Annotated in this window: 23 protein-coding genes; 15 read left to right on the top strand and 8 right to left on the bottom strand. The window is 63.1% G+C overall.

Translation table 11 applies throughout. The features are described from left to right. The 7 genes from ACXAF5_RS20750 (at nt 1) to ACXAF5_RS20720 (ending at nt 6,764) form a co-directional block, all read left to right on the top strand. On the top strand, nt 1-1,191 hold the full coding sequence (locus tag ACXAF5_RS20750; protein ID WP_474948061.1) for an acyl-CoA dehydrogenase family protein: 1,191 nt from the start codon (nt 1-3) through the stop codon (nt 1,189-1,191). 41 nt (nt 1,192-1,232) lie between these two features. Further along, nucleotides 1,233-1,799 carry a hypothetical protein gene (locus tag ACXAF5_RS20745; RefSeq protein WP_474948060.1) on the top strand — a complete coding sequence of 189 codons (567 nt, stop codon included), beginning with the start codon at nt 1,233-1,235 and terminating at the stop codon, nt 1,797-1,799. Further along, nucleotides 1,789-2,457 (top strand): M23 family metallopeptidase, encoded by a 669-nt coding sequence (locus ACXAF5_RS20740; RefSeq protein ID WP_474948059.1) that lies wholly within the window; start codon nt 1,789-1,791, stop codon nt 2,455-2,457. Before ACXAF5_RS20745 ends, ACXAF5_RS20740 begins: the two co-directional genes overlap by 11 nt. A 30-nt stretch (nt 2,458-2,487) precedes the next feature. Then, nucleotides 2,488-3,030 (top strand): gamma-glutamylcyclotransferase, encoded by a 543-nt coding sequence (locus ACXAF5_RS20735; protein WP_474948058.1) that lies wholly within the window; start codon nt 2,488-2,490, stop codon nt 3,028-3,030. Between the two features lie 232 nt (nt 3,031-3,262). Beyond that, nucleotides 3,263-4,705, top strand: coding sequence for an SLC13 family permease (locus ACXAF5_RS20730; protein ID WP_474948057.1), 1,443 nt, complete (start codon nt 3,263-3,265; stop codon nt 4,703-4,705). 124 nt (nt 4,706-4,829) lie between these two features. After that, nucleotides 4,830-6,125, top strand: a complete 1,296-nt coding sequence (locus ACXAF5_RS20725; RefSeq protein ID WP_474948056.1) for a vanadium-dependent haloperoxidase — start codon at nt 4,830-4,832, stop codon at nt 6,123-6,125. Between the two features lie 105 nt (nt 6,126-6,230). Next, entirely contained in the window at nt 6,231-6,764 is a 534-nt protein-coding gene (locus ACXAF5_RS20720; RefSeq protein ID WP_474948055.1) for a DUF2938 domain-containing protein, read from the top strand. A 289-nt stretch (nt 6,765-7,053) separates the two neighbouring features. Here ACXAF5_RS20720 and ACXAF5_RS20715 read toward each other — a convergent pair whose 3' ends face one another. Both ACXAF5_RS20715 and ACXAF5_RS20710 read right to left on the bottom strand, forming a co-directional pair. Next, nucleotides 7,054-7,629, bottom strand: coding sequence for a flavoprotein (locus tag ACXAF5_RS20715; protein ID WP_474948054.1), 576 nt, complete (start codon nt 7,627-7,629; stop codon nt 7,054-7,056). 41 nt (nt 7,630-7,670) lie between these two features. Then, nucleotides 7,671-9,599: a MaoC/PaaZ C-terminal domain-containing protein gene (locus ACXAF5_RS20710; protein WP_474948053.1), complete on the bottom strand. Its 1,929-nt coding sequence runs from the start codon at nt 9,597-9,599 to the stop codon at nt 7,671-7,673. Nucleotides 9,600-9,821: 222 nt separating this feature from the next. Here ACXAF5_RS20710 and ACXAF5_RS20705 point away from each other — a divergent pair, with 222 nt between their 5' ends. Next, entirely contained in the window at nt 9,822-10,838 is a 1,017-nt protein-coding gene (locus ACXAF5_RS20705) for an NAD(P)H-binding protein (protein ID WP_474948052.1), read from the top strand. 53 nt (nt 10,839-10,891) lie between these two features. Here ACXAF5_RS20705 and ACXAF5_RS20700 read toward each other — a convergent pair whose 3' ends face one another. The 6 genes from ACXAF5_RS20700 to ACXAF5_RS20675 all read right to left on the bottom strand — a co-directional run bounded on the left by ACXAF5_RS20700 (nt 10,892) and on the right by ACXAF5_RS20675 (nt 17,443). Continuing rightward, nucleotides 10,892-12,433 carry an ABC transporter ATP-binding protein gene (locus tag ACXAF5_RS20700; protein ID WP_474948051.1) on the bottom strand — a complete coding sequence of 514 codons (1,542 nt, stop codon included), beginning with the start codon at nt 12,431-12,433 and terminating at the stop codon, nt 10,892-10,894. After that, nucleotides 12,430-13,287, bottom strand: a complete 858-nt coding sequence (locus ACXAF5_RS20695) for an ABC transporter permease (RefSeq protein WP_474948050.1) — start codon at nt 13,285-13,287, stop codon at nt 12,430-12,432. The genes ACXAF5_RS20700 and ACXAF5_RS20695 overlap by 4 nt, the downstream gene beginning before the upstream one ends. Nucleotides 13,288-13,292: 5 nt before the next feature. Continuing rightward, nucleotides 13,293-14,318: an ABC transporter permease gene (locus ACXAF5_RS20690; protein WP_474948049.1), complete on the bottom strand. Its 1,026-nt coding sequence runs from the start codon at nt 14,316-14,318 to the stop codon at nt 13,293-13,295. An 8-nt stretch (nt 14,319-14,326) separates the two neighbouring features. Further along, nucleotides 14,327-15,895 carry an ABC transporter substrate-binding protein gene (locus ACXAF5_RS20685; RefSeq protein ID WP_474948048.1) on the bottom strand — a complete coding sequence of 523 codons (1,569 nt, stop codon included), beginning with the start codon at nt 15,893-15,895 and terminating at the stop codon, nt 14,327-14,329. Nucleotides 15,896-15,929: 34 nt separating this feature from the next. Continuing rightward, complete coding sequence (gene tsaA, locus ACXAF5_RS20680; RefSeq protein WP_239325283.1) at nt 15,930-16,403, bottom strand: tRNA (N6-threonylcarbamoyladenosine(37)-N6)-methyltransferase TrmO; 474 nt, start codon at nt 16,401-16,403, stop codon at nt 15,930-15,932. 71 nt (nt 16,404-16,474) lie between these two features. Further along, nucleotides 16,475-17,443 carry a LysR family transcriptional regulator gene (locus ACXAF5_RS20675; protein ID WP_474948047.1) on the bottom strand — a complete coding sequence of 323 codons (969 nt, stop codon included), beginning with the start codon at nt 17,441-17,443 and terminating at the stop codon, nt 16,475-16,477. A gap of 495 nt (nt 17,444-17,938) precedes the next feature. On the opposite strand from ACXAF5_RS20675, the gene ACXAF5_RS20670 reads away from it, so the two are divergent. From ACXAF5_RS20670 to ACXAF5_RS20640, 7 genes are all read left to right on the top strand, one after another. Beyond that, nucleotides 17,939-18,976 carry an NAD(P)-dependent alcohol dehydrogenase gene (locus ACXAF5_RS20670; RefSeq protein ID WP_474948046.1) on the top strand — a complete coding sequence of 346 codons (1,038 nt, stop codon included), beginning with the start codon at nt 17,939-17,941 and terminating at the stop codon, nt 18,974-18,976. A gap of 36 nt (nt 18,977-19,012) precedes the next feature. Continuing rightward, entirely contained in the window at nt 19,013-19,156 is a 144-nt protein-coding gene (locus ACXAF5_RS20665) for a hypothetical protein (protein ID WP_474948045.1), read from the top strand. A gap of 167 nt (nt 19,157-19,323) precedes the next feature. Next, nucleotides 19,324-20,208: an AraC family transcriptional regulator gene (locus ACXAF5_RS20660; RefSeq protein ID WP_239325277.1), complete on the top strand. Its 885-nt coding sequence runs from the start codon at nt 19,324-19,326 to the stop codon at nt 20,206-20,208. Between the two features lie 96 nt (nt 20,209-20,304). Next, nucleotides 20,305-21,216: an ABC transporter substrate-binding protein gene (locus ACXAF5_RS20655; protein WP_474948044.1), complete on the top strand. Its 912-nt coding sequence runs from the start codon at nt 20,305-20,307 to the stop codon at nt 21,214-21,216. A 68-nt stretch (nt 21,217-21,284) separates the two neighbouring features. Continuing rightward, nucleotides 21,285-22,787, top strand: a complete 1,503-nt coding sequence (locus ACXAF5_RS20650; protein WP_474948043.1) for a sugar ABC transporter ATP-binding protein — start codon at nt 21,285-21,287, stop codon at nt 22,785-22,787. Next, nucleotides 22,777-23,754, top strand: a complete 978-nt coding sequence (locus ACXAF5_RS20645) for an ABC transporter permease (RefSeq protein WP_065328229.1) — start codon at nt 22,777-22,779, stop codon at nt 23,752-23,754. Before ACXAF5_RS20650 ends, ACXAF5_RS20645 begins: the two co-directional genes overlap by 11 nt. 80 nt (nt 23,755-23,834) lie before the next feature. Continuing rightward, nucleotides 23,835-24,566: an SDR family oxidoreductase gene (locus ACXAF5_RS20640; protein WP_474948042.1), complete on the top strand. Its 732-nt coding sequence runs from the start codon at nt 23,835-23,837 to the stop codon at nt 24,564-24,566. Nucleotides 24,567-24,618 lie beyond the last annotated feature (52 nt).

Genomic DNA, 24,618 nt, shown 5'->3' with positions numbered 1-24,618 from the left:
ATGGACTTGAGTTGGACATCAAAGCAGCTGGCGATCCGGTCGGAATTTGCGTCCCTTGGCAGCCGGACCGACCGGGATGAGCTGCACCTGGGGCGGCGGGCTTTTGATCAACAAACCTGGGATCAACTGGGCAGCGCCGGGCTTTGGCACATGATCGTGCCGAAGGATTACGGCGGACGCGGGGGCGACTGGTGGGATTTCACTGCGGCGCTGGAGGGGTTGGCCTCGACCATCCGCACGCCGGGCCTGTTGCTGTCGGTGATCGCCCAGGCGGGCATGGCCTATGCGCTGGATCTGTTTGGAACACCGGCGCAGAAATCGGATTATTTCCGGCGCATCCTGCGCGGCCAGCTGAGCGCCACGGCGATCGCCGATCCCGACACCGGCACCGATGTGCGCGCCAGCTCCACCTTCCTGAGTCCGCGTCCGAACGAGACCTTCGTGCTCAATGGTCAGAAGTACAATATCGCCCATGCGCCGGTCGCAAGTTTCACGCTGGTGGTCTGCAAACTGGAAGGCCATGCGCGTGACGGTATTTCGCTGGTGCTGGTGGACCAGAACAGCAAGGGCGTGACCATCGGCCCGCAGGATCGCAAACTCGGTAATCTCGATCTGCCGACCGGCGGGCTGACGTTCGAGGATGTGCCGCTGCACTATGGCCATATCCTGGGCGTGCCGGGGGAAGGGCTGCGCAACCTGGTGCGGTTTGTCTCGCTCGGGCGGCTCTACTACGGGTTGGTGGCGGCGACGCTGTGTGACCCGATGCTGACCGAGGCGCTGTCCTATGCCAAGACCCGGCAGACCTTTGGTCAGCCGATCGTGGATCACCAGTATGTGCAGAAGAAGCTGACCGATATGCGCATCGCCGCGGATACCGCCAAATGGGTGTCCTACGGCGCATTGCATCAGCTGCTGACGCAATCGCCCGATGCGGTGATGACCTGCTCGATCGCCAAGCTGGCGGGGGCCAGCGCCATCACCGAAGGCGCCGTGGATCTGCTCAAGCTCTACGGCAGCCGGGGCTATCACGAGGGCGAGGTATCGACCTTCCTTCGGGATGCTCTGGCCTTTTGCAGCGTGGGCGGCACCGAGGAAATGCACCGGCGCAATATCATGAACCAGATGATGCGCAAGGCCCGGCCGGCGGCGAAACCGGCCAAGGCAGCGTCCCGAAATCTGGAAACCGCGTGAGCGCGGATTGGGTGGAAAACCCGGACAGAATGGAGATCAACATGTTGAAAATCATTACCAAAAGCCCTTGGTGCGCAGGCGCTATCGCGCTGCTTGCCGGGGCAGGGGCCCTGGCTGCGGCAGAGCCGCAACAGGCGAAACTGGTCGAGCGTGGCATCGACTGGCCCGCCGCCGAAGCCGCCGCCGTGCAGACCGCCGAACAGGAACAGGCCGTCACCGATGCGTTTCTCGCCTTGCCCGGCAGCGCAGATCCCACCGCGCTGCCGGTGATGTTGTTTGGCGGCGCGGCAGAGCTGTCGACCCCCGGTTTCGTCAGTCAGGGGACAGCCTATGCGGCGTTCTACGCCGAAGAGGACATCCAGGTGTCGATTTCCGGTTCAAAATCCGTGTTGCAGGCGGGGGATGCGCTGACACTGCATCATCAGCCCACCGCCTATGAGAATATCGGCACCGGTGCCGATTACAGCCTGGAGCGGTTCGGAGCCTTCTACACCCTGCGCATCACCTGCGACGCGCCGACCACGGACACCCGCTGCACGGAACCCGACTATCTGACCAGCCTGGCCGAAACCCTCTTTGTCGTGAAAGGACAAGCCAATGGCATGTAAATCTCTGACCGCGACGGCTTTTGTAGCCTTGGCTGCCAGCCAGGGCCTCGCCGACACCCATTTTCACGCGCCGGGTGACCTGGTGGAAAACAGCGGCGAAGGGGTAAAGAGCCCGGTGGTGTTCTTTCCTGATATGCGCTTTCCGATGGAGAGCGGCCCGGCCTATGCCAATTCGCACGCGTTTTCGATCGGCGGGGCCAAAGGCCCGGAGGGGGATTCCTGCGATGCCGTCAACTACAGCTATCCGTGGCGGGACAACTTCTGTGAGTTTCGCCGCAGCGACATCGCGGTGTGCAGCTCGGGCGGTCACAGCGGACAGGATCTGCGACCTGCAACCTGCGAGAAAGGTGTCCACTGGACGGTCGCCGCGACCGACGGGGTGGTCTCTCACATCGGGCGGTTTGCGGTGACCGTGCAGTCGCCGGATGGTGCGCTGCATCGCTATGTGCATCTGGATATGGACAGCGTCACCGTAGAGCCACTGGATCGCGTGAAACAGGGCGATCGCATCGGCACCGTCAGCAACAGCTGGCTGACCGAAATTCCCATCCATCTGCATTATGACATTCGCCAGCCGGTGCAGGTCGGCGCGGAGGTGCATGCGCTGTTCCTGCCGCCCTACAGCAGTCTCGTTGCCGCTTATGAAAAGCTGGACTGAACACCAAGCCCGCAACCGATTGGAGGCGACATGAGTGAATGTATTTGGGTCTTTGCCTATGGATCATTGATCTGGGATCCGGGCTTTGTCCCGCAGGAACAGGTCGTGGCGCGCCTGGACGGCTGGCATCGACGGTTCTGTCTGCGCTCGCTGCGCTATCGCGGCACCTTTGCGGACCCCGGATTGGTGCTGGCGCTGGATGCGGGTGACGACAGCTATTGCGAGGGGGTGGCACTGGCGATCCCTCCCGCCGAGGAAGAGCCGGTCATGGCCTCCATCCGCGCGCGGGAGCTGTTCAATCCGGCCTATCGTGAAATCATCGCCCCGCTGCGGTTGCAGGACGGGCGGGTGGTGCAGGCGTTTACCTATGTGGTGAACCGCGACCACGAACAATACGGGGATTTCACCCCGGATCAACAGGCCCGGATGATCGCGACAGCCGCCGGTGAGCGGGGCCCGAACGTCGATTATCTGTTCAACACCGCCGAGCATCTGACGTCGCAGGGCATCGCCGATCCGATGCTGGACCGGCTGGCACATGAGGTCCGGGAACTGCAACGGGAATTGACCTGATCGGGATGATCGCTTCGGCGGCGTCATCGAGTTTTCGTGAAAACGGTCTGTCGTCCCCCTCATGCCGTGCGGCATCAGGGGGACCTTTTTATTTATCTTACAGCCTCTTACCAGATTGCGCGCGAGAGGCATTTGGTTTGCCGGGGCCTCATCTCGGATAAATCGATTGGATTTCCACGGTCACGCTCGACACAGAATTGCTTGATATATTCAGCATTGGATTGAACGTGACATGAGCAAGAAAGCAGAGCAGGTCTCCCTGTCGTCCGCCAGCATCCCGATCGGAAAACCGCCTTTGGTCCTGTCGGCAACGGTGTGGAAGATCCTTATCATCGTGATGCTCGGTATCCTGGCCTGGACCACCGCGCAAACGTATCTCTCGCCCGATCTCGCCCCAGTGGCGGCGATCGCGGTTGTGTGCCTGGGGTTCTGGGCCACGGCGGTGATGCCGGAGTATTGGACGGCGCTGGCCTTTTTCCTGGTGGCGATGGTGACCCAGATCGCCCCGCCGGAGACGGTGTTTTCGGGGTTCGAAACCTCGACCTTCTGGCTGCTGTTTGCCGGGCTTGTGCTTGGCGCGGCGATCAAGTTCACCGGGCTCGACACGCAGGTGGCGCGGCTGCTGACCCGGTTGCCGTTCCGCACCTACACCGGCACCCTCGCCGGGATCGTGGCGGGCAGCGTGGCGCTGGCGTTCCTGGTGCCGTCCTCGATCGGGCGCATCATGATCCTGCTCCCGGTGATTTCGGCGCTGGCGGCGCAGCTTGGCTTTGAGGCCCGTTCCAACGGGCGCACGGGTATGCTGGTTGCCGCGTGTTTTGCCACCTTTGCGCCGGCCTTTACCATTCTGCCTGCCAATGCGCCCAACATGATCCTCGTCGGGATGAGCGAAGCGCAATATGGGCTGGAGTTCTCCTATTTCGACTACCTCCTGCTGCATTTCCCGGTTCTGGGGCTGCTGAAATCCGGTGTGATCATCGGCCTGACACTGGTGTTCTTTCCGGACCGGTTGCCAAACCGCACGGATCTGGAGGCGCAAGAGGCAGAGCCCGTGACCCGGGAACAGGGGATGCTGATCGCGATCCTTGCCCTGTGTCTGGCGCTGTGGCTGGCGGATGCCTGGCACGGGATCTCGCCCGCCTGGATCGGTCTTGCGGCGGCGCTGCTGTGCCTGTGGCCAAGCCTCAGGATGACCGGACCAAAATGTATCAACCAGGACCTCAGCTATGGGGCGCTGCTGTTCGTGGCGGGCATCATGGGGCTTGGGGCCCTGATCGGCCATGCCGGGTTGGGAGAGGCGCTGGTGCAGGTCTCCGGGGACTGGATCAACCTGTCGCCGGACACTCCGGTGTGGAACCTCTCGGTCCTGACCGGCATGTCGACACTGGTGGCCATGGCGACCAGCCTGCCGGGGGTGCCTGCGGTCATGACCCCGATGGCCGGCGATCTGGCCAGTGCCGCGGGCCTGCCGGTGAGCACGGTGCTGATGACGCAGGTGCTGGCATTTTCCAATGTTTTCCTGCCGTTCCAGGCGCCGCCGCTGGTGGTGGCGATCCAGGCGGGCAACCTGCGCGCCGGTGCCGTGATCCGGTTTTGCCTCGCCCTGTTTGCGATCAGCCTCTGCCTGCTGGTGCCGCTGGACTTCCTGTGGTGGGCCGTATTGGGCCAGATCTGACGCGCATGTCCCAGCCGCGTGGAGGCTTCGGATTTGCCGGGGTCAGACCTCCGGTGTTTCGATTTGTGCGAACAATCGGACCGTTTCACACTCGGCTGGGAACTGTGTCTTTTGAGGTGAGATTATGAACTCTGGATTCCAAAAAGTTAAAACTTTGCTGTTTTGCAGCGCTGTGGCGACCCTCGCATCGGCGCCGCTGGCCCGGGCGGAAGTGGCGTCGGATGTGCAGGACAGCGTTGCGCCCCTCCTGATCGAAGCCAAATGGACGGGGGCCGAGCGGCAGCGCACGCTGACCATACTGCATCTGGCGATGTTTGATGCCGCCAATGCCACCCAGGGGCTCTACACGCCCTATGCCTATGAAGGCGAGGTTGACACCTCCGCATCGGCAGAGGCCGCTGTGGCACAGGCGGCGCTGTCGGTGATGTCGGAGCTGATGCCGGAGAAACAGCAGGATTTCGAGGCGATGGCGGCGACCTATTTTGACGCCGCCGATGATGAGGCCGCGCGCGAAGCCGGGCGGCGTCTCGGCAGTGCCGCCGCGGCTGCGGTCCTGGCTGTCCGGGCTGAGGATGGCGCGGATTTCTCGCTCGATTTTACGCCCGCCAAAGCGGACGCCGGTGTCTATCAGCCCACGTCAGAGCGTGCGATGGTGGCGCCAAAGATCAAGGAGATGACGCCCTTTGTGCTGACATCCGCAACCCATTTCCGGGTGCCACCGCCGCCGTCGCTCGACAGTGCACAATATAAGCAGGGCCTTCTGGAAGTGGTGACCCGCGGCGGCAAGGACAGCCCCGCCACGCCGGAAGAGATCGAGATCGCCAAACTGCACGCCGGATCCGGATCTGGCGCGTGGAACCAGCTGGCCCGCAACAGCAGCCGCGCCTGCGCCCTGCCGCTGCTGGAAGAGACCCGCATGCTTGCCCTGCTGAACGTCGCGCTGACAGACGCGCTGATTGCCGGTTTCAACGCAAAATACTCCTATGCGCTGTGGCGGCCGCAGACCGCGGTCGAGGCGCTTGGCACGACCTATAACCATCCCGATTTGGAGGCGGGCATGGTGTGGGAATCGCGCATCCCCGCGCCGATGCATCCGGAATACCCTTGCCAGCACTGCACCAGCGGCAGCGCCGCGCTGGAGGTCATGACCTCCGTCTTCGGGGCCGAGCCGTTTCCAATCCGGTTCGAGGGCGCGGCCAATCTGAGCAAGGACTATGACAGCCTCCAGCAATTTGCCGAGGAAGAATCTGAATCGCGCCTGATCGGCGGTGTGCACTATCGCCGGTCGAATGCGGTCGGCGACATGCTGGGCTATCAGATCGGTCACCATGTCGCCCACACCGCGCTGCAACCGGTCACTGCCGATGCGGCTCCGCAGCACACCTGTGAGGGCTTCGACAGCACCATGGTCCTGCAATAGCACCACCCCAGAGCCAGCCCGGTCCGACCATGGGCCGGGCAATCATTTATCGCGCACGCGGCCGAGGTTGGATCGGCGCGCCGGAGACAGGGAGTGACCCCCATCATGATGACAGCAGCTCAACTGATATTTCGTGTGATACTGGTCGGCGTGGGCGCTGCGGCAATCATGGACGTTTGGGCCGTGATCGCCGAGGCGCTATTTGCCATACCGCAGAGCAATTTTGCCATGGTTGGCCGATGGCTTGGCCATATGCCGCAGGGCAGTTTCAGCCATGACAGTATTCGCGCGGCAGCCCCGATCACCGGCGAAGCGACGCTGGGCTGGGCGGTACATTACCTGGTCGGCGTGATCTTTGCCGCATTCTATGTCGGGGTCGACGGGCAGCGGCAGTTGCGCCAGCCGAATGTGGTTATCGCGCTGATGATCGGTGTGGGGACAATTGTGTTTCCGTTCTTCCTCATGCAGCCGGCCATGGGTGCCGGTGTCATGGCAAGCAACCGTCCTGACCCGACCTTTGCGCAACTCAAGAGCCTGATGTCGCATCTGTCCTTCGGGGTGGGGCTATATGTGGCGGCCTGGCTTCAGGCGACCCTGTTGCCGCCCGGGCGCACTCAGCTGAAGGATGTGACCGGCTGACCAGCCTGTCGTTCAGCGATTTGATGTTGCAGCCACGCCCGGTCAGGCAGGCGTGGTTTTGCTTGCGCTTGCGGTGCCCATATCCCGCCGGTCCTGTGCGCGGCCCATGCACGCACGCGGGAACGAGGCAAGGGCGCCGGGGGCAAGATCATGGGGCGCATGGGGGCGATGGAACACGTGCTCCGGACCATAAAAAACGCCGCAAGGGGGTGATCCTCGCGGCGTGAAGTCGGCCGGGCGGGGAGGCCCGGCTTACGGAGTCCTGAAACGGACCGGGGAGGCCGAGGCCTCAGTCGCCTGCGGGCAGGCGATGTTTGATGATTTCGACAACGGATGCAGGGTCGGGCAGGGAATGATGCCCGTGGATCTTTTGCATATGCGGGTCGTTGTGTTCGCGCCAGACCGGCTGAAAAACCTCATAACCATCATCGCGGATCTGGCTCACATTGCGCTGGACAGAGGCCTTGTCCCACATCGGACCACCCATGACCGGGAAGAACAGGACCGGAAACTCTGCCGCGAGGATGACCGTGGTCAGCCGGTTTTGCGAGGAGCCATTCGCGACGCCGCTCAGCGTGTTTGCGGTGGTGGGCAGGACGGCCATCAGGTCATGCTCTGCGGCGATCCGGCCCGGCTTGTCGGTGCTCCAGTTCTGCGGATGATCGCCGTGGATCAAGCGATCCACCAGAAGCGCCAGCGTGTCGGTGTTGACGAATTTCACCGCGTTTGGCGTGAGCATCAGGCTCAGGCTGCATTCGATATTGTCCTTTATCGCACGCAGGTAGAACGGCAGCATCGTCAGGTCCAGCGACCCGCAAGAGCCGATCAGGATGCGGGGGAGGGGCGATGAGGCGTTGGTGGTCATGCGAGGTCCTTTTCTAACGGAGGGTCACGGGGGGGTGAAAACTAGACAGCGGGGGCGGCGGGCAGGGGCCATTGCGCTGCCACCAGTGTGAGCAGGTCGAATTGGGCGACGCGCGTGTCGTCGTCACTGCGCCGCACCTGGCAGGCCCATTGCACTTCGGCAGAGCCGCCTTTGCCCACCGGGCCGATGGTGCAGCAGGTCAGCGTCACATAGAGCGACGTGCCAAAATAGACGGGGGCGTGGAACCGTAGGTCTTTCGCCCCGAGATTGGCGAGCACCGGCCCCGGTTCCGGGTCGACAAACAACCCGTTGGCCAGCGCCATGATGAACTGCCCATGCGCCACTCTGCCGTCAAAGAACGGATGCGCGCGGGCGGCGGCTTCGTCCATATGGGCATAGAACAGGTCTCCGGTCAGATGACCAAAGGCCTCGACGTCCTCGGCGCTGACAATGCGATCCGCGCTGCGCAGGTGATCTCCGACCCGCAAGCGCGACAGCGGTTTGCGGAAGGGATGTTCGCCTTCGCGCACGGGCACGCCTTCGATCCAGGTGCCCGACACTTCGGTCAGCAGCGTCGCGGGGCCGGTGATTTCGCTTTCTTCGAGATAGAAGTCCAGCAGGGACAGGATGTTCTCGTCCGCGCCGCTGCCGCCCGGCATCGCCTCGGCAAGCTCTGGTGCGCCGGTGTCCATCTCCGGGCTGACCACGCTGATCTGGTCCAGACAGGGCGCCAGCGTGGCGAGGAAATCGCCAAGAAACCCGTGTTGTCGCGACAGAACCGTCAAATTGCGCCGGCCGGGAAAATTGCGCAGGATCTCCAGCGCCGAGCGGGTGTCGGTATAGGGCACCACCGCAATCTGCGGGCTGCCGGGGCGGGTCGACGCCGCAGAAGAGGGCCGGGTGATCGGCAGCTCCGCGTGGCTGATGGTGACTTCGTCATACAGGGTCAGCAGCCGATCCGTGGCGCTTTCCTCCAAGGATTTCGGCACCAGAACGCAGGTCGCAAAGGAGGCGTTGCGATGCAGCGCCTGCACCGCCCGGAGGAACAGGTCCCACGCAGGCGCATCGGGGTCGTACTCGGGGGCAAGGAGCAGCGCCGCGTAGCTTGCCTGGCACGACCCCAACCGCACGCTGCCCTCCAGGACCTTGGGGTGGGCATGAAAGGTGGCGGTGTGCCCGGGCTCGGCACAGAGCGTCACCACGTCGCCCCGTTCCAGATGCGGCAGCAGGGTCTCTGCCTCGATCACCGGCACCACATGCATGACGCCATCGGGGAGCGCGCCGGTGGCGCGGAGCAGGCGGCACAGCCCAAGCGCGGCCTGTTGCGCGGTATCGGACACGCAAAGAAGAACACTGCGCCCGGCCAGAATGGCGAGGCTCAGCCGCTCCAGCAGGTTTGGAAAGGACGCCGCATTGGCCACCACATGCGCGGCGAGGCCGCTGCCCGGTTGTTTCAGCCGCATGCGCATCTGACGATCCGGGCAGGGGGGGCCGCCACGGGCACAGGGGCGTGCGGGATCACAGACGATCATCTTCTGGTCGGGCAGGCTGCGCAGGGCCATGGAGGCCAACCGCCGCATCCGGGAGAGCCCTTGCAAGAAGCCCGGATCCGAGAGCAACGTATCGCCTTCATGAGACGGATGCGCACGACATTGCGCCGTTTCGGCCTCGGCCAGGGCGGTCAGTCCGGCGTGCAGATCCCAAAGCAGACGGGCGCGCTCTGCAAAGCTCTGGGCGCGCAGAACATGCGCTCCGGCATTGCGACACTGCACGATCTGCTGGCGCAGGTTGCCATGGCGGTCATTGTAGGGCGCGCGCAGGGCCGACAGATCGGGCCGTGGCGCGGCGGGTCGTTGTATCGGGTCGTCTGGAGGGCCGGATTGGATCGCAAAGGCCAGCTGACTCCCCCGTAGAACGGTCGCAGCGCGACCTGCGGGGATTAGGGTCTTGGCTTCGGCGGTATCAGCCATGTCACTCTCCACTCCAATGCACAGGTGCTGGAATTGAGCGCGAAGTCAGCCAGCAATACCAATCGATTCATTGGAGGGCGCGCTTCAGGTTTTCTGAGGGCTGCGGGCGGCTTCAGGTCTGCTGAGACGGGTGTTCAGGAAAATCGATGCCCCGATTGAGTACAACCTTGCTAGTGTGTGAAAAATTACAGATTCAACCAAAGCAAGAAGGCAGTGCCTGACATGACGGAGCCAAAGACCATTTGCATTGCGGGCGCAACCGGACTGGCCGGGGCGTATATGGTTCGCGAAGCCCTGCACCAGGGATATCGGGTTCATGCCACCGTTCGGGATGTGCAACGCGCCGAGCGGCTGCGGAAATTCCCGGGAGCCTCGGACCTCTTGCAAATTTTTCAGGCACATACCGAATCGCCGGACAGTTTTATCGCACCGCTGACGGGTGCTGAGGCGGTCATTCTGGCCTGTTTCCCGACGCTGCGAAGCGGGCGTGACGGGCGACCTGTGGCGGAGTTGGAGCCGGGGCGGGCCTGGCGCGAGATTGTCGCCCCGTCCAAGGTCGCCTGCCGCCAAATCCTGCAGATCGCGGGTCAGGCGGAGGTCTCGGCGGCGGTTCTGTGTTCCAGCACCGCCTCTGCCGCGCCAGCCACCCCCTCCCCCGTCCTGAACGAGCTGCGCGATGTGTCCTCGCTGGCAGATCAGCGCGCGACGGGAAAATTCATGCAAGCGCAGAAGACGGCACTGGAACAGGCCGCGCAGGAAGCGGCGGATCAGGTGGGTCTGCGTCTGACCACGCTGCTGTCGAGCATGATGGTCGCACCGGCCCTGTTGCCCTGGCACATGGAGGGACATGTGTTGCGGTTTCTGGCCGCGCTGGCCCGAGGGGAGCCGGGCTGGCATCGGCAGGTGCCTTCCGGCTCTATGTCCCTGACGGATCCGGCCGATCTGGCGCGTTTTGCGCTGGCCGCCTGCGATAGGCCGGCGATTTCGGGGCGATACTTCACCCTGAGCGACAGTTGGACCTGGGCCCGGATCTATCAGGAAATCGCGCGCTACGTGCCCGCGACGGCCCTGCCTGCGCCGAACGGAGATGTGCCACATCTGCCCACCCTGTATGATTTTTCGCGCCGGGACAGCCTTGGGGTGAGGTTCACGCTGATCGAGGACATGCTGGGCCGCTTTTTCCAGAGCCTGTCCCTGACGGCGGCGGATGCACCACTGCGAGATGCCGTCGCCGACTAGCCAATCGCTCGATCATCGATCCCGTGTCGCGTCTGGGTGCGCCTGGGCGCGGCTCAGGACAGGGACTGCGTGGGAGAGGGGAGCGGTTGCGGCGGCATTTCTACCGCGCGCGGCGACAGTGACATCTGCTGCAGCTCCAGCTGCTGATCGGCCAAAGTGTCGGCCACCCACGGGTCATGGGTCACCAGCAGAAGTGCCTTACCCCGATGTGATTTCAGATCCTGCAAGGTCTGGACCACCTCGGCCTTGGAGCGACCGTCGAGGGCGGAGGTGGGTTCGTCAGCGATGATGACCGTCGGGTCGGCCATAAGCGCCCGCGCAAGGCAGAGCCGTTGCGCCTCGCCCCCGGAAAGATCGCGGGTGCGCCGCGCCCGAAAGGCCGCCCCGGTGGGGAGCGACACCGCGTTCAACGCGTCTGTCATGGCCTGCTCATCCGCGGGGTCACCATGGCGGGGACGCCGGAACCAGCGCAGGCGGTGCCGCGACAGGGCCTGCGCTTCGGCCAGGGTCTCGGCCACGGAGAAATGCCCGGTGAGTGCGCGATGCGGGAATTGCGACACATAGCCAACCCGGTGCCGGGCGGTGTGCGCGATTGCATCCGGGCGGGGCCAGTCGATCTGGCCGGATTGCAGCGGCTCCAGTCCCGCGATCAGCTTTGCCAGAGTGGACTTGCCACATCCGCTGCGTCCGACAACAGCCAGACAGGCCCCGGCGCGCAGGCTGAGGGTCAGGTTTCGCAGCACCGGGCGCGCACCGTAGCTGTGGGACAGCCGATGCACCCGAAGCACGACGGGACCAGGCCGCGCAGGCGCGGTCGGGGGCGTCGTCCTCGGGGCCCGCCCCAACAGCGCTTGGGTCAGCGCCTGCTGCGGGGCACGCAGGATCTGGCGGGCGGGGCCGGTTTCTATGATGCGACCACGCTCCAGAACGGCGATCTGATCGGCAAGAGAGACCGCAACTGCCGGATCGTGGCTGATGAGGATCTGTGCCCGATCCGCGCGGCCGTGCTGCATGGCCTTGAGCGTGAGCGCCTGATTGGCCGGATCAAGCGCTGCGGTGGGTTCATCGAGGATGAGGCAACTGGGCTGCGGCAACAGGGCGAGCGCCGTGAGAACACGCTGGGTCTCTCCGCCGCTCAGGCTTGCGGGGCGCTGATCGAGAACGCACGGGGGCAGGTTGTACCGGGCGCAAATCTCCTCGGGGGTGGGGGCGGTGATCCGGTGCTGGGCAAGCACTTCGGCAATATGCGCGCGCACCGTCAACTGCGGGTTCAGGGCATCGGTGAGCCGTTGCACGATGAGACCGATGTGCCGCCCCCGCAGCGCATGAACCTCGGCAGCGCGCGCCCTGAGCACATCGGTGCCCGCGATCCATGCCTGTCCGGACCAGTGAAACCGCGCACGCGGGGACAGAGGCTTGTGCGGGCAGACGCCCTGACCATCCAGCAGCCGCAGCAACAGGCGCGCGAGACTGCTTTTGCCCGCGCCGGAGGGGCCGATGAGCGCCAGAGTTTCGCCCGTTCGAACCGTCAGGTTGATGTCCTTCAGGATCGTGTCCTCCCCTGCATGCAGGCAGAGGTTTCGCAGTTCGATCATGGGGCGGATCCTTGTCGGTGGGAGCTACGGCGTGCCTGTTGCTGGTCCAGCGTCATCAGCAGCAGCAGAAACCCGGTGAGACAGAAGGCCGGCGGCAGCAGCAGCCATGTCCAGGCCGTCGTGTGCAGATAGCCCATCGCGTCCTGCAACATGCTGCCCCAGGTCAGCAGATCTGCGGCGGTCAGTCCGAGGAACGCCAATCCCGCCACCCGCATCGTCGCCTGTACCACGTTCTGCAGGTAGAGGCCGGTGAGCGTAGGCAGGATGGCGGGCAGGATGTGATGCAGCAGCAGATAGGGCCAGCGCGCGCCCATGTGCCGCGTGAGCGTGATGTTTTCCCGCCCCATTTCGCGCAGCAGCACGGAGCGCAGGATTCGCACATCGTCATGCCACGTCAGCAACGCCATCAACGGGATAATCTCGATCACGCCGGGTTGGTGCCAGGCGGACAGCAGCAGTAGCAACAGGATCGACGGCACGATCTCGGCCATATCGGTCAGGTGCAGCACGATCGCGCGACCCACCTTGGGGAACATGACGGCCAGCCCGGCCATGGTGATCCCGATCAAGAGGGCCAGGGCAGCGGTGGCCAGCGCCAACCCGATCGTGATCGGAGCGGCGCGCAGGAGGCCGGTCAACACGCTCTGGCCGATGTCATTGGTTCCGAGCCAATGGCGCGGCGACGGCGGTTGCAGTGTCTCGGTGCTGGTCAGATAGGGGGGGATCAGGTTGCCAAGGGTCGCGATCAGCAACAGCAGCACCAGCGTGCTCAGCGCCACGATGCCCAGCAGCTGAAGGGTGAGGCGGGGTCGGGCCCGTTCTGTGGCGTGGTCCAAGTAAACCGGGGCAGACATGGTGGCTACCCTCTACGCGTGAGCGTTTCGGTGAGCGCATCAAAGAGCCAGTTCAGGCTCAGCACCAGCGCGGCGAGCACTGCAATGGCCCCCTGCAACAAGGCGTAATCGCGATCCAGCACCGCCTGATAGGTCAGCGACCCGATACCGGGATAGGCGAAGATCACCTCGACAAAGAGGCTGGCGGTAAACAGCGTGGCAACGGACTGGCCCAGCCGGGCGCAGATCACCGGCAGCAGGTTGCGGCTGAAATAGTCGCGCCGCTCGCGCCAGCCGCTGATACCGCGGCTGCGGGCGTTCACCACAAAGGCGCGATGCGACAGGACCGCAGCCTCACCGCGCAGCACAAAGAAATAGCGCACCACCTCATGCAGCGCCAAGGCGAGGGCAGGCAGGACCGCGTGGCGGGCGATCTCAAATGTGCGCAGCCAAGGTGTCGCGGCGGGAAACAGCGGCTCAGCCCCGCCAGCAGGCAGCACCGGGCACAGGATCGCAAAAACCAGAAGCAGCGCGATGGCGGTCACAAAGGGCGGAATACTGGCCAGAAGGCTCATGCCGGCGGTCAGCACCCGATCGGCACGTGATCCGGGCTGCCGGCCGGCCTCGACCCCGAGCATGATCCCGAGACCGAGGAAAACGGGGGTGGCCGCCGCGATCAGCAAACCCGTCCAGGGCAGCGCCTCCGCGAGCAATCGGCGAACAGGTGCGCCGTGGAGCAGGGAATACCCCAGATCCCCGCGCAGCAGCCGCAGCAGATCCCGGCCAACCTGTTCCGCCAAGGAGCCACCAAACCCGAGCCGGTCGCGCAGCGCGTGCAGATCGTCATCCGCAAGCTCGCGTTGCACGTCGGAATCCATCAGCACATCCAGCGTGTCGCCGGGCAGCAGCCGTGGCAGCACCGACATCAGCACCAGCAGAAACCCAAACACGGCAATGCGATGCATCAGGCTGCGCAGCAGCGTCAGGGCGACACTGGCCGGCGCCGACGCGCCGGCCTCCTGCCGGTCGGTGGGGGAGATGTGCCCTGACATGCGACCGCTCAGTTTTCCAGCAGCATGTATTTATGCGTTGCCACGGGAATGCCGATCGCGAGGCCCTCATCAAAGAACCACGGCTCGGTTCCGCTGTCATGGGCGACGGTGCGGTTGACATTGACCAGCATGATCGCAGGCAGTTCGCGGGAGTAGAGCTGTTGAAACTCTGCCAGAAGGGCGGCGCGGCGATCCGGATCAAGGCTCTGAGCCTGCGCCATGGCCAGCTGGCGCAAGGTGCCGTCACCGCGATAGCGCTCGTTGTTCCAGCGGGTCCCAAAGACCCGCTCCAGGATGGTCACCGGATCGCCCAGGGTGCTGCCCCCCGCCAGGATCAGGTCGTAATCCTTGCCGGGTTGCTGTTTGCGCAAGGCGCCGCGTTCCATCACCCGCACGCTGAGCTCCAGTCCGAAGGCCTCCAGCTGGTCTTTGATCACCTGCGCCAGCGCCTCCTCGCGCCCGCTGGTGACCAGGCGCAATGTGACCGGCGTGTCATCCTGCTGCCACGCCCCGCTGTCGTCGCGGGCCCAGCCGGATTCGCGTAGAAGCGCAGCGGCCCGGTCTGGGTCATGCGGGTAGCGCAGCACGCTGTCCGGGGCGTACCAGGCCGAATTGTCCTGCAAATACCCAAGGCTCGCGCGGCTGGCGCCACCGCGATAGGCAATCGCGGCCAAAGCGTCACGGTCGAGAAGGTAGGCCAGCGCCTGCCGACGCTGGACGGCGGCAAACGGCCCCGAATGATCGAACCGCAGCTTGATCGGGTGGCCCGACGGCGACGTCTTCACCTGCAGATCCTGTTCTTTGGCAAAATCCACCAGGCGGTGGGGCAGATCCGAAATCACATTCACCTGACCGTTGGCGGCCGCTTGAATGGCGGCCTCGGGCTGGAGCTTTGCGATCATGACTTCATCGTATTTCTGCGCGCCGCCATAGTAGTTTTCCACGGCGGAGAAAACATAGCGGCCCTTGGCACGTTCATGGGAGCTGAGCCGATAGGGGCCGGAGCCGATCATGGCGCGCGGCTCGGAGAAGGTGCGCGGATTGTCCTGATCGCGGTAGATATGTTCGGGCAGGATCGGCATGCCGACCATGACACTGGTCAGGACGCCTGCGTCGGGGCGGGCCAGCGTAATGCGCAGGGTGTCATCCGACAGGATCTCGGTGCCGCGAATGTTTTCGAGCGAGACAAAGGGATGCGGATGCTGCGCCATATAGGCAAAGGTGAACGCCACATCGCTGCTGGTGATGTCGGTGCCGTCATGCCAACGCGCCTCGGGGTCCAGCCTGATATCAAGGCTCAGCCCGTCGTCCGACAGTTCCCACTCGCGCGCCAGCTCCGGCGCTAACGCCCCGGATCGGTCCTGCCCCACGAGATTGTCGAACACAAAATGGGTCAGCATATAGCCCAGTCCGCCGCGGGCCTGCAGATAGGGCGTGGCCAGGCCCCAGTCGGTATTGCTGTTGGAAATCACCAGGCGCCTGGGGTTCGCAGTGTCGGCAGATACCAGTGGCGCCTGTGCCAGCATCGCCAGGCACAGGCTCAATACACCAAAGGCCGGTCTCAATCGTGGTCCCATTTAATCCTCCAAAGACGTCAGTTCAGGGAATGGGCTAGCGATTGAGAGCTGGCGAAGAATGCGGGGGTGTCCAGCTGATCGACGCATCGGTGATGTGATCCAGTTGGGGAACGTAAGGCTTGATGTCGAGCACGGCGGTGCCGTCGACACAGTCGAGGCCCGCGACCTGCAGAATGTTCTGGTCATGGGCGATCAGACGCGTGACGCTCATCGCGATCGGATTGGGGCGGTTTGGCGTGCGGCTGGCAAAGACGCCCCGTTTGCGCCCATTGCATCCCGAAGATTCCAGATGCGGTTTGCGGTTCGACAGATGCAGCCAGTAGAGCACGATCACATGTGATGCCAGCTCGATGTTGTGAAGCCCGGCTGCGTATCGCGGCAGCAGTTCGATATAACTGCTGTCATCGTTGCCCATCATGGAGGCCGGACACTCCTCCAGCGTCTCAAACCCGGTGCGCAGGTAGCCGATCGGGTCCAGGTGAATGCTAGAGGCAGAGGATTTTGTCATGAGGCCACATCCGGTCAATCTGAGGGAGCGGCACAATCCTTACTTGTTCTCTCGTCTATTCAGAAGTTGCGTCATCTGCACTTCACAGCTGCATCGGACGTCATGTCCGGGGATCGGTCGGAGGCCTCCTGCGTGGTCTGGGCGCAGATCTCGCGCAGGGTCGCACGCATCCAGCGGTGCAGCGGGTCCGCGTCAAATCGGGGGTGCCACAGCATGGACACGGTGATGCCAGGCACCGCAAAGGGGAGCGCATGGCTGAGCAGGTTGCGCCGAAGGTTGCGGGTGTGATGTGCGGGAACCGTTGCCACCAGATCGGTGCAGCGGGCCAGCGACAGTGCCGCGGCAAAGCCGCCGACCACCACTTTGACCCGGCTTTGGTGGCCGAGGTCAGCAAGTGCGGCATTGATCGGACCACGGCGCTGGTTGTCGACATCGGCATGACGCGCGACGTCCACATGTTCGCAGCTGACATATTGCGCGGTGGTCAATGGTGACGCGGCGCAGGGGTGGCCGGGCCGCATGGCATAGACAAAATGATCCTTCAGCAGCGCCTGGCTCTGAAAATTCGGATCGGTGTTTTCGCTGATGACCCCGGTTTCGATATCGACATTGCCATCGCGCAGCGGGCGGTTGTTATCGGCCTCTTTCTGCACGAAACGCAGTTGGACCCCCGGGGCTTCTGTTGCCAGCCGGGCAATCAGTTTCGGGCCGAAGGTTTCGACAAACCCGTCGCTGCTGCGCAACGTGAAGACGCGGGAAACGCTCTTCAGGTCGATGTCTTGCCGTGGGCTCAGGGCCGCCTCGATCTCGTCGACCAGCTGCGCGGTGATCTGGCTCAACTCCACCGCGCGGGGTGTCGGCACCAGTTTGCGCCCGGTGCGCACCAACAACGGATCGCCGGTGGTTTCGCGCAATCGGGCCAGGGACCGGCTCATGGCGGAGGGGCTGAGTTGCAAGCGGTTGGCCGCCCCAAGCACGCTGCCCTCTTTCAGGAGGGCGTCGAGGGTTATCAGGAGATTGTAATCGGGACGTGCGGACACTCAAAACCACCCAGCAAAAATGAAGACCGTTCTGTGCTGTCGCGGGCAGAGCACTGCCCGCACAGCACGGTGTTTATCCTGTTGTGGCTGGGGGACGACGCAAGCCTACGTGCAACCGGACCCGGGCGGAATCAGGCGAACCGGGGGCAGCATGCGCGTCAACGCGCCAAAGGTCGAGGGGAAACACTGCCCGGGCGTATCTGTGCGGCGCTTTCCCGGTACGTCGATCTCGGTTGAGAGGCGCTGCCCTGGCATCGGGTCCCGCCATGACCACCCGCGAATCATCCCGGATACGCCTCCTGCGAGGTTGGTCGTGAGCGTCCAGCATCTGCGCGGCTATGCGGTTCCCGCCACCGCACCGATACGAAATTTCCGCGACACTGGAAAATGCCATGGCCGCGGCGGGTTTTGGTTTACAAGCCGCGCCTCGCCGGTGGAGCACAGAAAGAGGGTGCGCTGCGCCCGCCGCTCAACAACAAGATGGAGGCCGTTGGGATGAAAGCGTTGGTTCTGGAGGAAAAGGGCAAGCTTGCCCTGCGCGATTTCGAGATCCCCGGCACGCTCGGGCCGCGCGATGTGCGGATCAAGACCCATACGGTGGGCATCTGCGGATCGGATGTTCACTACTACACCCATGGCAGGATCGGCCACTTTGTGGTGCAGGAACCGATGGTGTTGGGGCACGAGGCCTCTGGCGTGGTGCTGGCATGCGGGGATGCGGTCGTCGATCTGAAACCGGGTGATCGTGTCTGCATGGAGCCCGGCATCCCTGATCCCACGTCGCGCGCCAGCAAGCTTGGGCTCTACAATGTCGATCCGGCGGTCCGTTTCTGGGCTACCCCGCCGGTGCATGGCTGCCTGACGCCGGAGGTGATCCACCCGGCGGCCTTTACCTACAAGTTGCCCGATCACGTGAGTTTTGCCGAAGGCGCCATGGTCGAGCCCTTTGCCATCGGCATGCAGGCGGCGCTGCGGGCCCGCATTCAGCCCGGCGACATTGCGGTCGTGACCGGCGCTGGTCCCATTGGCATGATGGTGGCACTGGCGGCGCTGGCGGGGGGCTGTGCGCGGGTGATCGTGGCCGATCTGGCACAGCCAAAACTGGACATCATTGCCGCCTATGACGGGATCGAGACGGTCAACATCCGCAACCAGCCTCTGGCAGAGGCGGTTGCCGCGGCCACACATGGCTGGGGTGCGGATGTGGTGTTCGAATGCTCCGGCGCCGCGCCTGCGGTTCTGCACATGCACGAACTGGCCCGGCCCGGCGGGGCCATCGTGCTGGTGGGCATGCCGGTTGATCCGGTGCCCGTTGATATTGTCGGGTTGCAGGCGCGGGAACTGCGGGTCGAGACGGTGTTCCGCTATGCCAATGTCTACGACCGGGCCCTTGCGCTGATGGCGTCGGGCAAGGTGGACCTGACGCCGCTGATTTCGGCGACAGTGCCATTCGAAGACAGCATCGCGGGCTTTGATCGCGCGGCGGAGGCCCGCGACAGCGATGTGAAGCTACAGATCGCGATGCCTGAATGACAAGTCGACGCGGCCTCGCGCCCGATGGAGATCAGCATGCCGAAAAAGTACAAGTCGGGCATGTGCGTTTCACCGCGCGCGAGTGACGCCATCAACGCCCCGGCACCATCGGAAAACCGCTCAGATCTCAACGTACCCAAGCAAACCGCGCTGCAATGCAGCGCGGTTCGGTTTTTCTGACAGGCCCATGCGATCCTGCTCTGGGCGCTTATTCGAGGGCAACGGTCAAAAAAGTATCTGCCAAAATCGCGTTCTGAGGTAGAGCCACCGCGTTGCAGGGGCTACCGTTTGGGGAGTGGTCCTTTCCGGGTGGAGACGGAAGGGGGTGCCACGGAGGAGGAGAAACGATGCTACCCGATCTGGAACTCGTGCATATTCGCAAAGGCGAGAGCTTTGCCGCCTGGATGCATGGCTACCCGTTCCGGACCGTGCGGTGGCACTTTCACCCCGAGTATGAAATCCATCTGGTCGTGAATACGCACGGCACCTTCTATATCGGCGACCACATTGGCGAATTTGGTCCCGGACAGCTGATCATGACCGGCCCCAACCTGCCGCAGAACTGGATCTCCGAAGTCGAACCGGGACAGGTGGTGCCGGAACGTTCCTTTGTGCTCCAGTTTCCCGAAACCTTTATCGAGGATGCCGCCGCCGCTATGCCGGAGATGGACGCGATCCGTCCGCTTCTGGATCGCAGCCATCGCGGGCTGCTGTTTGACGAGGCCACCGCCGACCGCATCAAACCATTGATGATGGAGCTGTTCGAGGCGCGGGGCCTGCGCCGTCTGGCGCTGTTCTGGTCGATCCTCGACGTGCTGGCCTGCGCGCCGGAACCGGAGGTGCTGGCCAGTCTCAGCTACGAACTGGATCTGGAGTCCTTGCAGGAAAACGGCGTCAACAAGGCGATTGCCTATCTGCGTGAGAACCTGACCGAGAACATCGACGAAAAAGACCTGGCGCAGATGGTCAATCAAAGCCCCAGCGCCTTCTCGCGGTCCTTCAAACGGCACACGGGATCGACGCTGGTGCGATATAAAAACCAACTCAGGGTGGATCTGGCCTGCCAGATGCTCCTGACCCGACCAGAGGCCAAAGTGGCCGAGATCTGCTATGATGTCGGCTTCTCCAACCTCTCCAACTTCAACCGTCATTTTGCGCGATTGAAGGGCATGTCGCCCTCACAATTCCGCGCAACCTTTGCCGCGAACGGGGTGTTCTCGGAAACGGGCTGAACCAGACGGAAATTCGAATTTAGCGAATTCGAATGGCGAGGGGCCATTCGGAAAGGGACAGGCTGTGCCTGTTGGAACAACTTGGGAGGAACCATAATGAAACAGATGATAGGAGCCGTATCTGCGGCGGCGCTTGCCGTCTCCTTGGCGGTGCCGGCAATGGCCGAGGACGGTCTCAAGATCGGCATGACATTTCAGGAAATGAATAATCCTTACTTTGTCTCGATGCAGGAGGCATTGACCGATGCCGCCAAGGATCTGGGCGCCGAGGTGGTCGTGACCGACGCCGGTCATGACGTGGCCAAGCAGATCTCGGATGTGGAGGACATGCTGACCCAGGGCATCGACATTCTGCTGCTCAACCCAACCGACAGCGCCGGGATCGAGAGCGCGGTGCATATGGCCAAAGCGCAGGACGTGATCGTCGTCGCCGTTGATGCAAACGCCAATGGTCCGGTGGATACGTTTGTTGGCTCCAAGAACCGCGATGCGGGGTATCAATCCTGCAAGTATCTGGCCGATGCGCTTGGCGGGGCGGGCGAGGTGGCAATCCTCGACGGTATCCCGGTGGTGCCGATCCTCCAGCGGGTCGAAGGCTGCAAGGCCGCGCTTACGGAATATGACGGGATCACGCTGGTCGATACCCAAAACGGCCGTCAGGACCGGTCCGTCGCCCTCGGCGTGGTCGAGAACATGATCCAATCGCACCAGAACCTTGCCGGGATCTTTTCGGTGAATGACGGCGGCGCGATGGGCGCATTGGCTGCAATCCAGGGATCGGGCCGTGACATCAAACTGACCTCGGTTGATGGCGCTCCCGAAGCGGTGGCCGCCATTGCCGCAGGCGGACCCTTCATCGAGACCACGGCCCAGTTCCCGCGCGATCAGGTGCGCGTCGGCCTTGCCATGGCGCTGGCGCAAAAGTGGGGCGCGCGTGTTGTGCCCAGCGAAGTGCCGATCGATGTGCGCGTCGTCGACGCAGAGAACGCCGCTGACTTCAGCTGGTAAAACAACCCGCCACCCCCGGCACGATGTCGGGGGTGGTTTGTCCCGCAATGGCCAACAACAGGTGCGTCATGCTGCAACTGAGCGGAATCAAAAAGAGATTTGGCACCATTCAGGTGCTGCACGGTGTCGATCTTGAGGTCAACGCTGGCGAAGTTCATGCGCTGCTTGGGGAAAACGGGGCCGGGAAATCCACCCTGATGAAGATCCTCACGGGTATTTTGCAGCCTAGTGCAGGGTCCATCCTCATTGAGGGTCAGGAGCGCCAGTTCGCCAATTACGACGAGGCCATCGCCGCAGGGATCGGCATCGTTTTTCAGGAATTCAGCCTCATCCCCTATCTGGATGCGGTCGAAAACATGTTCCTGGCCCGCGAATTGCGCACGCGGTTTGGCCTGCTGGACCGCAAAGCCATGCGCAAACGCGCCGAAGACATTCTGGCCCGGCTTGAGGTCGATGTGCCGCTTGATGTGCCGATCCGGAAACTGTCGGTGGCCGAGCAGCAATTTGTCGAAATCGCCAAGGCGCTCTCGCTCAACGCCCGTATTCTCGTGTTGGATGAACCCACCGCAACCCTGACGCCCTCCGAGGTGGCGCATCTGTTCAAGGTGATGCGCGAGCTGCGCCGGCAGGGTGTTGCGATCATTTTCATCTCGCATCACCTCGAAGAGATCTTTGAAATCTGCGACCGCATCACCGTGTTGCGCGATGGGGAATATGTGGGCGATTGCCTCGTCTCTGAAACCGACAATGACCGTCTGGTCGAGATGATGGTGGGCCGCCGGATCGAAAACAGCTTTCCGGAAAAACCCAGTATCCCGCAGGATGCGCCGGTCCTGTTGAACTGCCAGGAGCTGCAGTTGCGACGCGGTGGTCCGGTGTCGGATTTTGTATTGCGCGAAGGTGAAATCCTCGGCTTTGCCGGGCTGGTCGGATCGGGGCGCACGGAAACCGCGTTGGCATTGCTGGGGGCCTATCCAGCCGCGAGATGCGCGCTTCAGGTCGAAGGCGAAGACATAAGGTTTCGCGAACCGGCAGAGGCGCTGGCACGGGGGATCGGGCTCTTGCCCGAAAGCCGCAAGGAACAGGGGCTGATTACCAGCTTCTCGATCCTGCAAAACATCTCCATCAACAACTACGGCAAATACCGCCGCGGGCACTGGTTCCTCGATCTGCAAAAAGAGCGCGCCGACACCGAAACGGCGATGCAGCAGGTGCGTGTCAAAGCACAAGGCCCCATGGACCGTGTCGACACCCTGTCGGGCGGCAACCAGCAAAAGGTGGTGATTGCGCGCTGGCTCAATCACCAGATGAAAGTGCTGATCTTTGATGAACCCACACGGGGCATCGACGTCGGTGCCAAGGCCGAAATTTACCAGCTCATGCGGGCATTCACGGCGCAGGGCTATGCCATCATCATGATCTCTTCGGAACTACCCGAGGTGATCGGCATGTCCGACCGGGTCTGCGTGTTCCGGCAGGGCGGCATCGTCGCCACTGTCGAGGGCGCGGCCATAACCTCAGAAGACATCATGACACATGCCACCACGGGGAGGGTTCGACATGTCGCATAACACCACTACGGCCGAGGCCGGTCGCGCAGGTCGCGCCTTCAATCTGCGCCGGATTTTGCACTCACCGCTGGCACTGCCGCTGATCGGGCTGATCGTGGTGTCCATCCTGATGGGATTTGCCTCCGAGAACTTCTTTTCCGTTTCAAACATCATGAATGTGCTCAGGCAGGTGTCGATTGTCGGCATCCTCGCGGTTGGCATGACCTTTGTCATTCTGACCGGCGGGATCGACCTCTCCGTCGGCGCGGTCATGGCGTTGTCGGGCACATTGGCAGCCGGGCTGATGGTCAATATGGCGATGCCCGGTTGGGTCGGGCTCCTGGCGGGGCTGGGCGTTGGTGTCGGCCTTGGTCTGTTCAACGGTGCCATGGTTGCATGGGGACGCATGCCTGCGATCATCGTGACACTTGCAACCATGGGCATCGCGCGCGGGTTGGGCCTTCTGTATTCGGGCGGCTATCCCATCTCTGGTATCCCGTCGTGGATTTCCTGGTTTGGCATTGGTCGCATCGGGATCGTGCCCGTTCCGGTGATCGCCATGGTGGTGATCTACGCCCTGGCTTGGGTATTGTTGCAGCGCACGGCCTTTGGGCGTCACGTCTATGCCATTGGTGGCAATGAACTCGCGGCCAAGCTCTCGGGCGTGAAAACCCAATTCATCAAGCTCACGGTCTACGGTATTTCCGGACTGACCTCGGCGTTTGCGGCGCTCATCCTCACCGGGCGCTTGATGTCCGGTCAGCCAAACGCAGGCGTTGGCTTTGAACTGGATGCGATTGCGGCTGTGGTGCTGGGCGGAACCGCGATTGCCGGTGGACGCGGGCTGATCCTCGGCACGCTGATCGGTGCGGTGCTTTTGGGCATCCTCAACAACGGCCTCAACCTGATGGGGATCAACCCCTACCTTCAGGACGTCATCAAGGGCCTTATCATCCTTCTCGCCATCTACATCGGGCGCGAATGGTAGGTCCTTCGGGCGGCCCTGCGTAGTCGCCCGCTCCCTCTGCACAAAATCTCCCCCAAAACAAAAATCAGGAGAATTCGCGAATGTCTCAATCGCTCAAGGGCAAGGTCGCCGTAGTGACCGGTGCGGCCTCCGGTATCGGTCTGGCCGCCGTCGAGATGCTTCTCAGGAATGACTGCAAGGTCGTGATGGTGGACCGGAATGCCGCCGCGCTGGCGGATCTGGTTGCACAATATGGCGATCACGCCGTGGCGCAGGTGACCGACCTGCTGGATGCGGACAGCTGCAATGCGATGGTGCCCGAGATCCTCGCCAAGGTGGGTCAGATCGACATCCTATATTGCAATGCCGGCGCGTATATCGGCGGCGACCTGTGGCAGAGCGATCCGGCGGCCATCGACCGGATGCTGAACCTCAACGTCAATGCGGTGATGAAGAACATTCAGGCGGTGTTGCCCCATATGATGCAGCGCAAGAGCGGCGACATCGTGGTGACAAACTCGATTGCCGGACATTACCCGGCCTATTGGGAGCCGGTCTATTCAGGCTCTAAATGGGCGATCACCAGCTTTATGCAGGGCATTCGCCGCCAGATGATCCCGTATGGCGTGAAGGTCGCGCAGGTGTCGCCCGGCCCTGTGGTCTCGGCGTTGCTGGCCGATTGGCCCGAGGAAAACCTGCGCAAGGCCAAAGAGGCCGGGGCGCTGATGGACCCCGAAGAGGTGGCCGATGCATTGGAATTCATGCTGACCCGCAAGCGGCAAGTCACGGTGCGCGATGTGATCGTGATGCCGACCGCGTTTGAGCGCATGTAACGCCCAAACCACGGACAATGCGGACAGGTGACCTCAATCAAGCGGAGGAAGA

It is taken from the genome of Epibacterium sp. ABV4_022 (assembly GCF_056159345.1).
The sequence above is the reverse complement of the archived record's forward strand: the minus strand, read 5'-3'. Positions and strand labels throughout refer to the sequence as shown.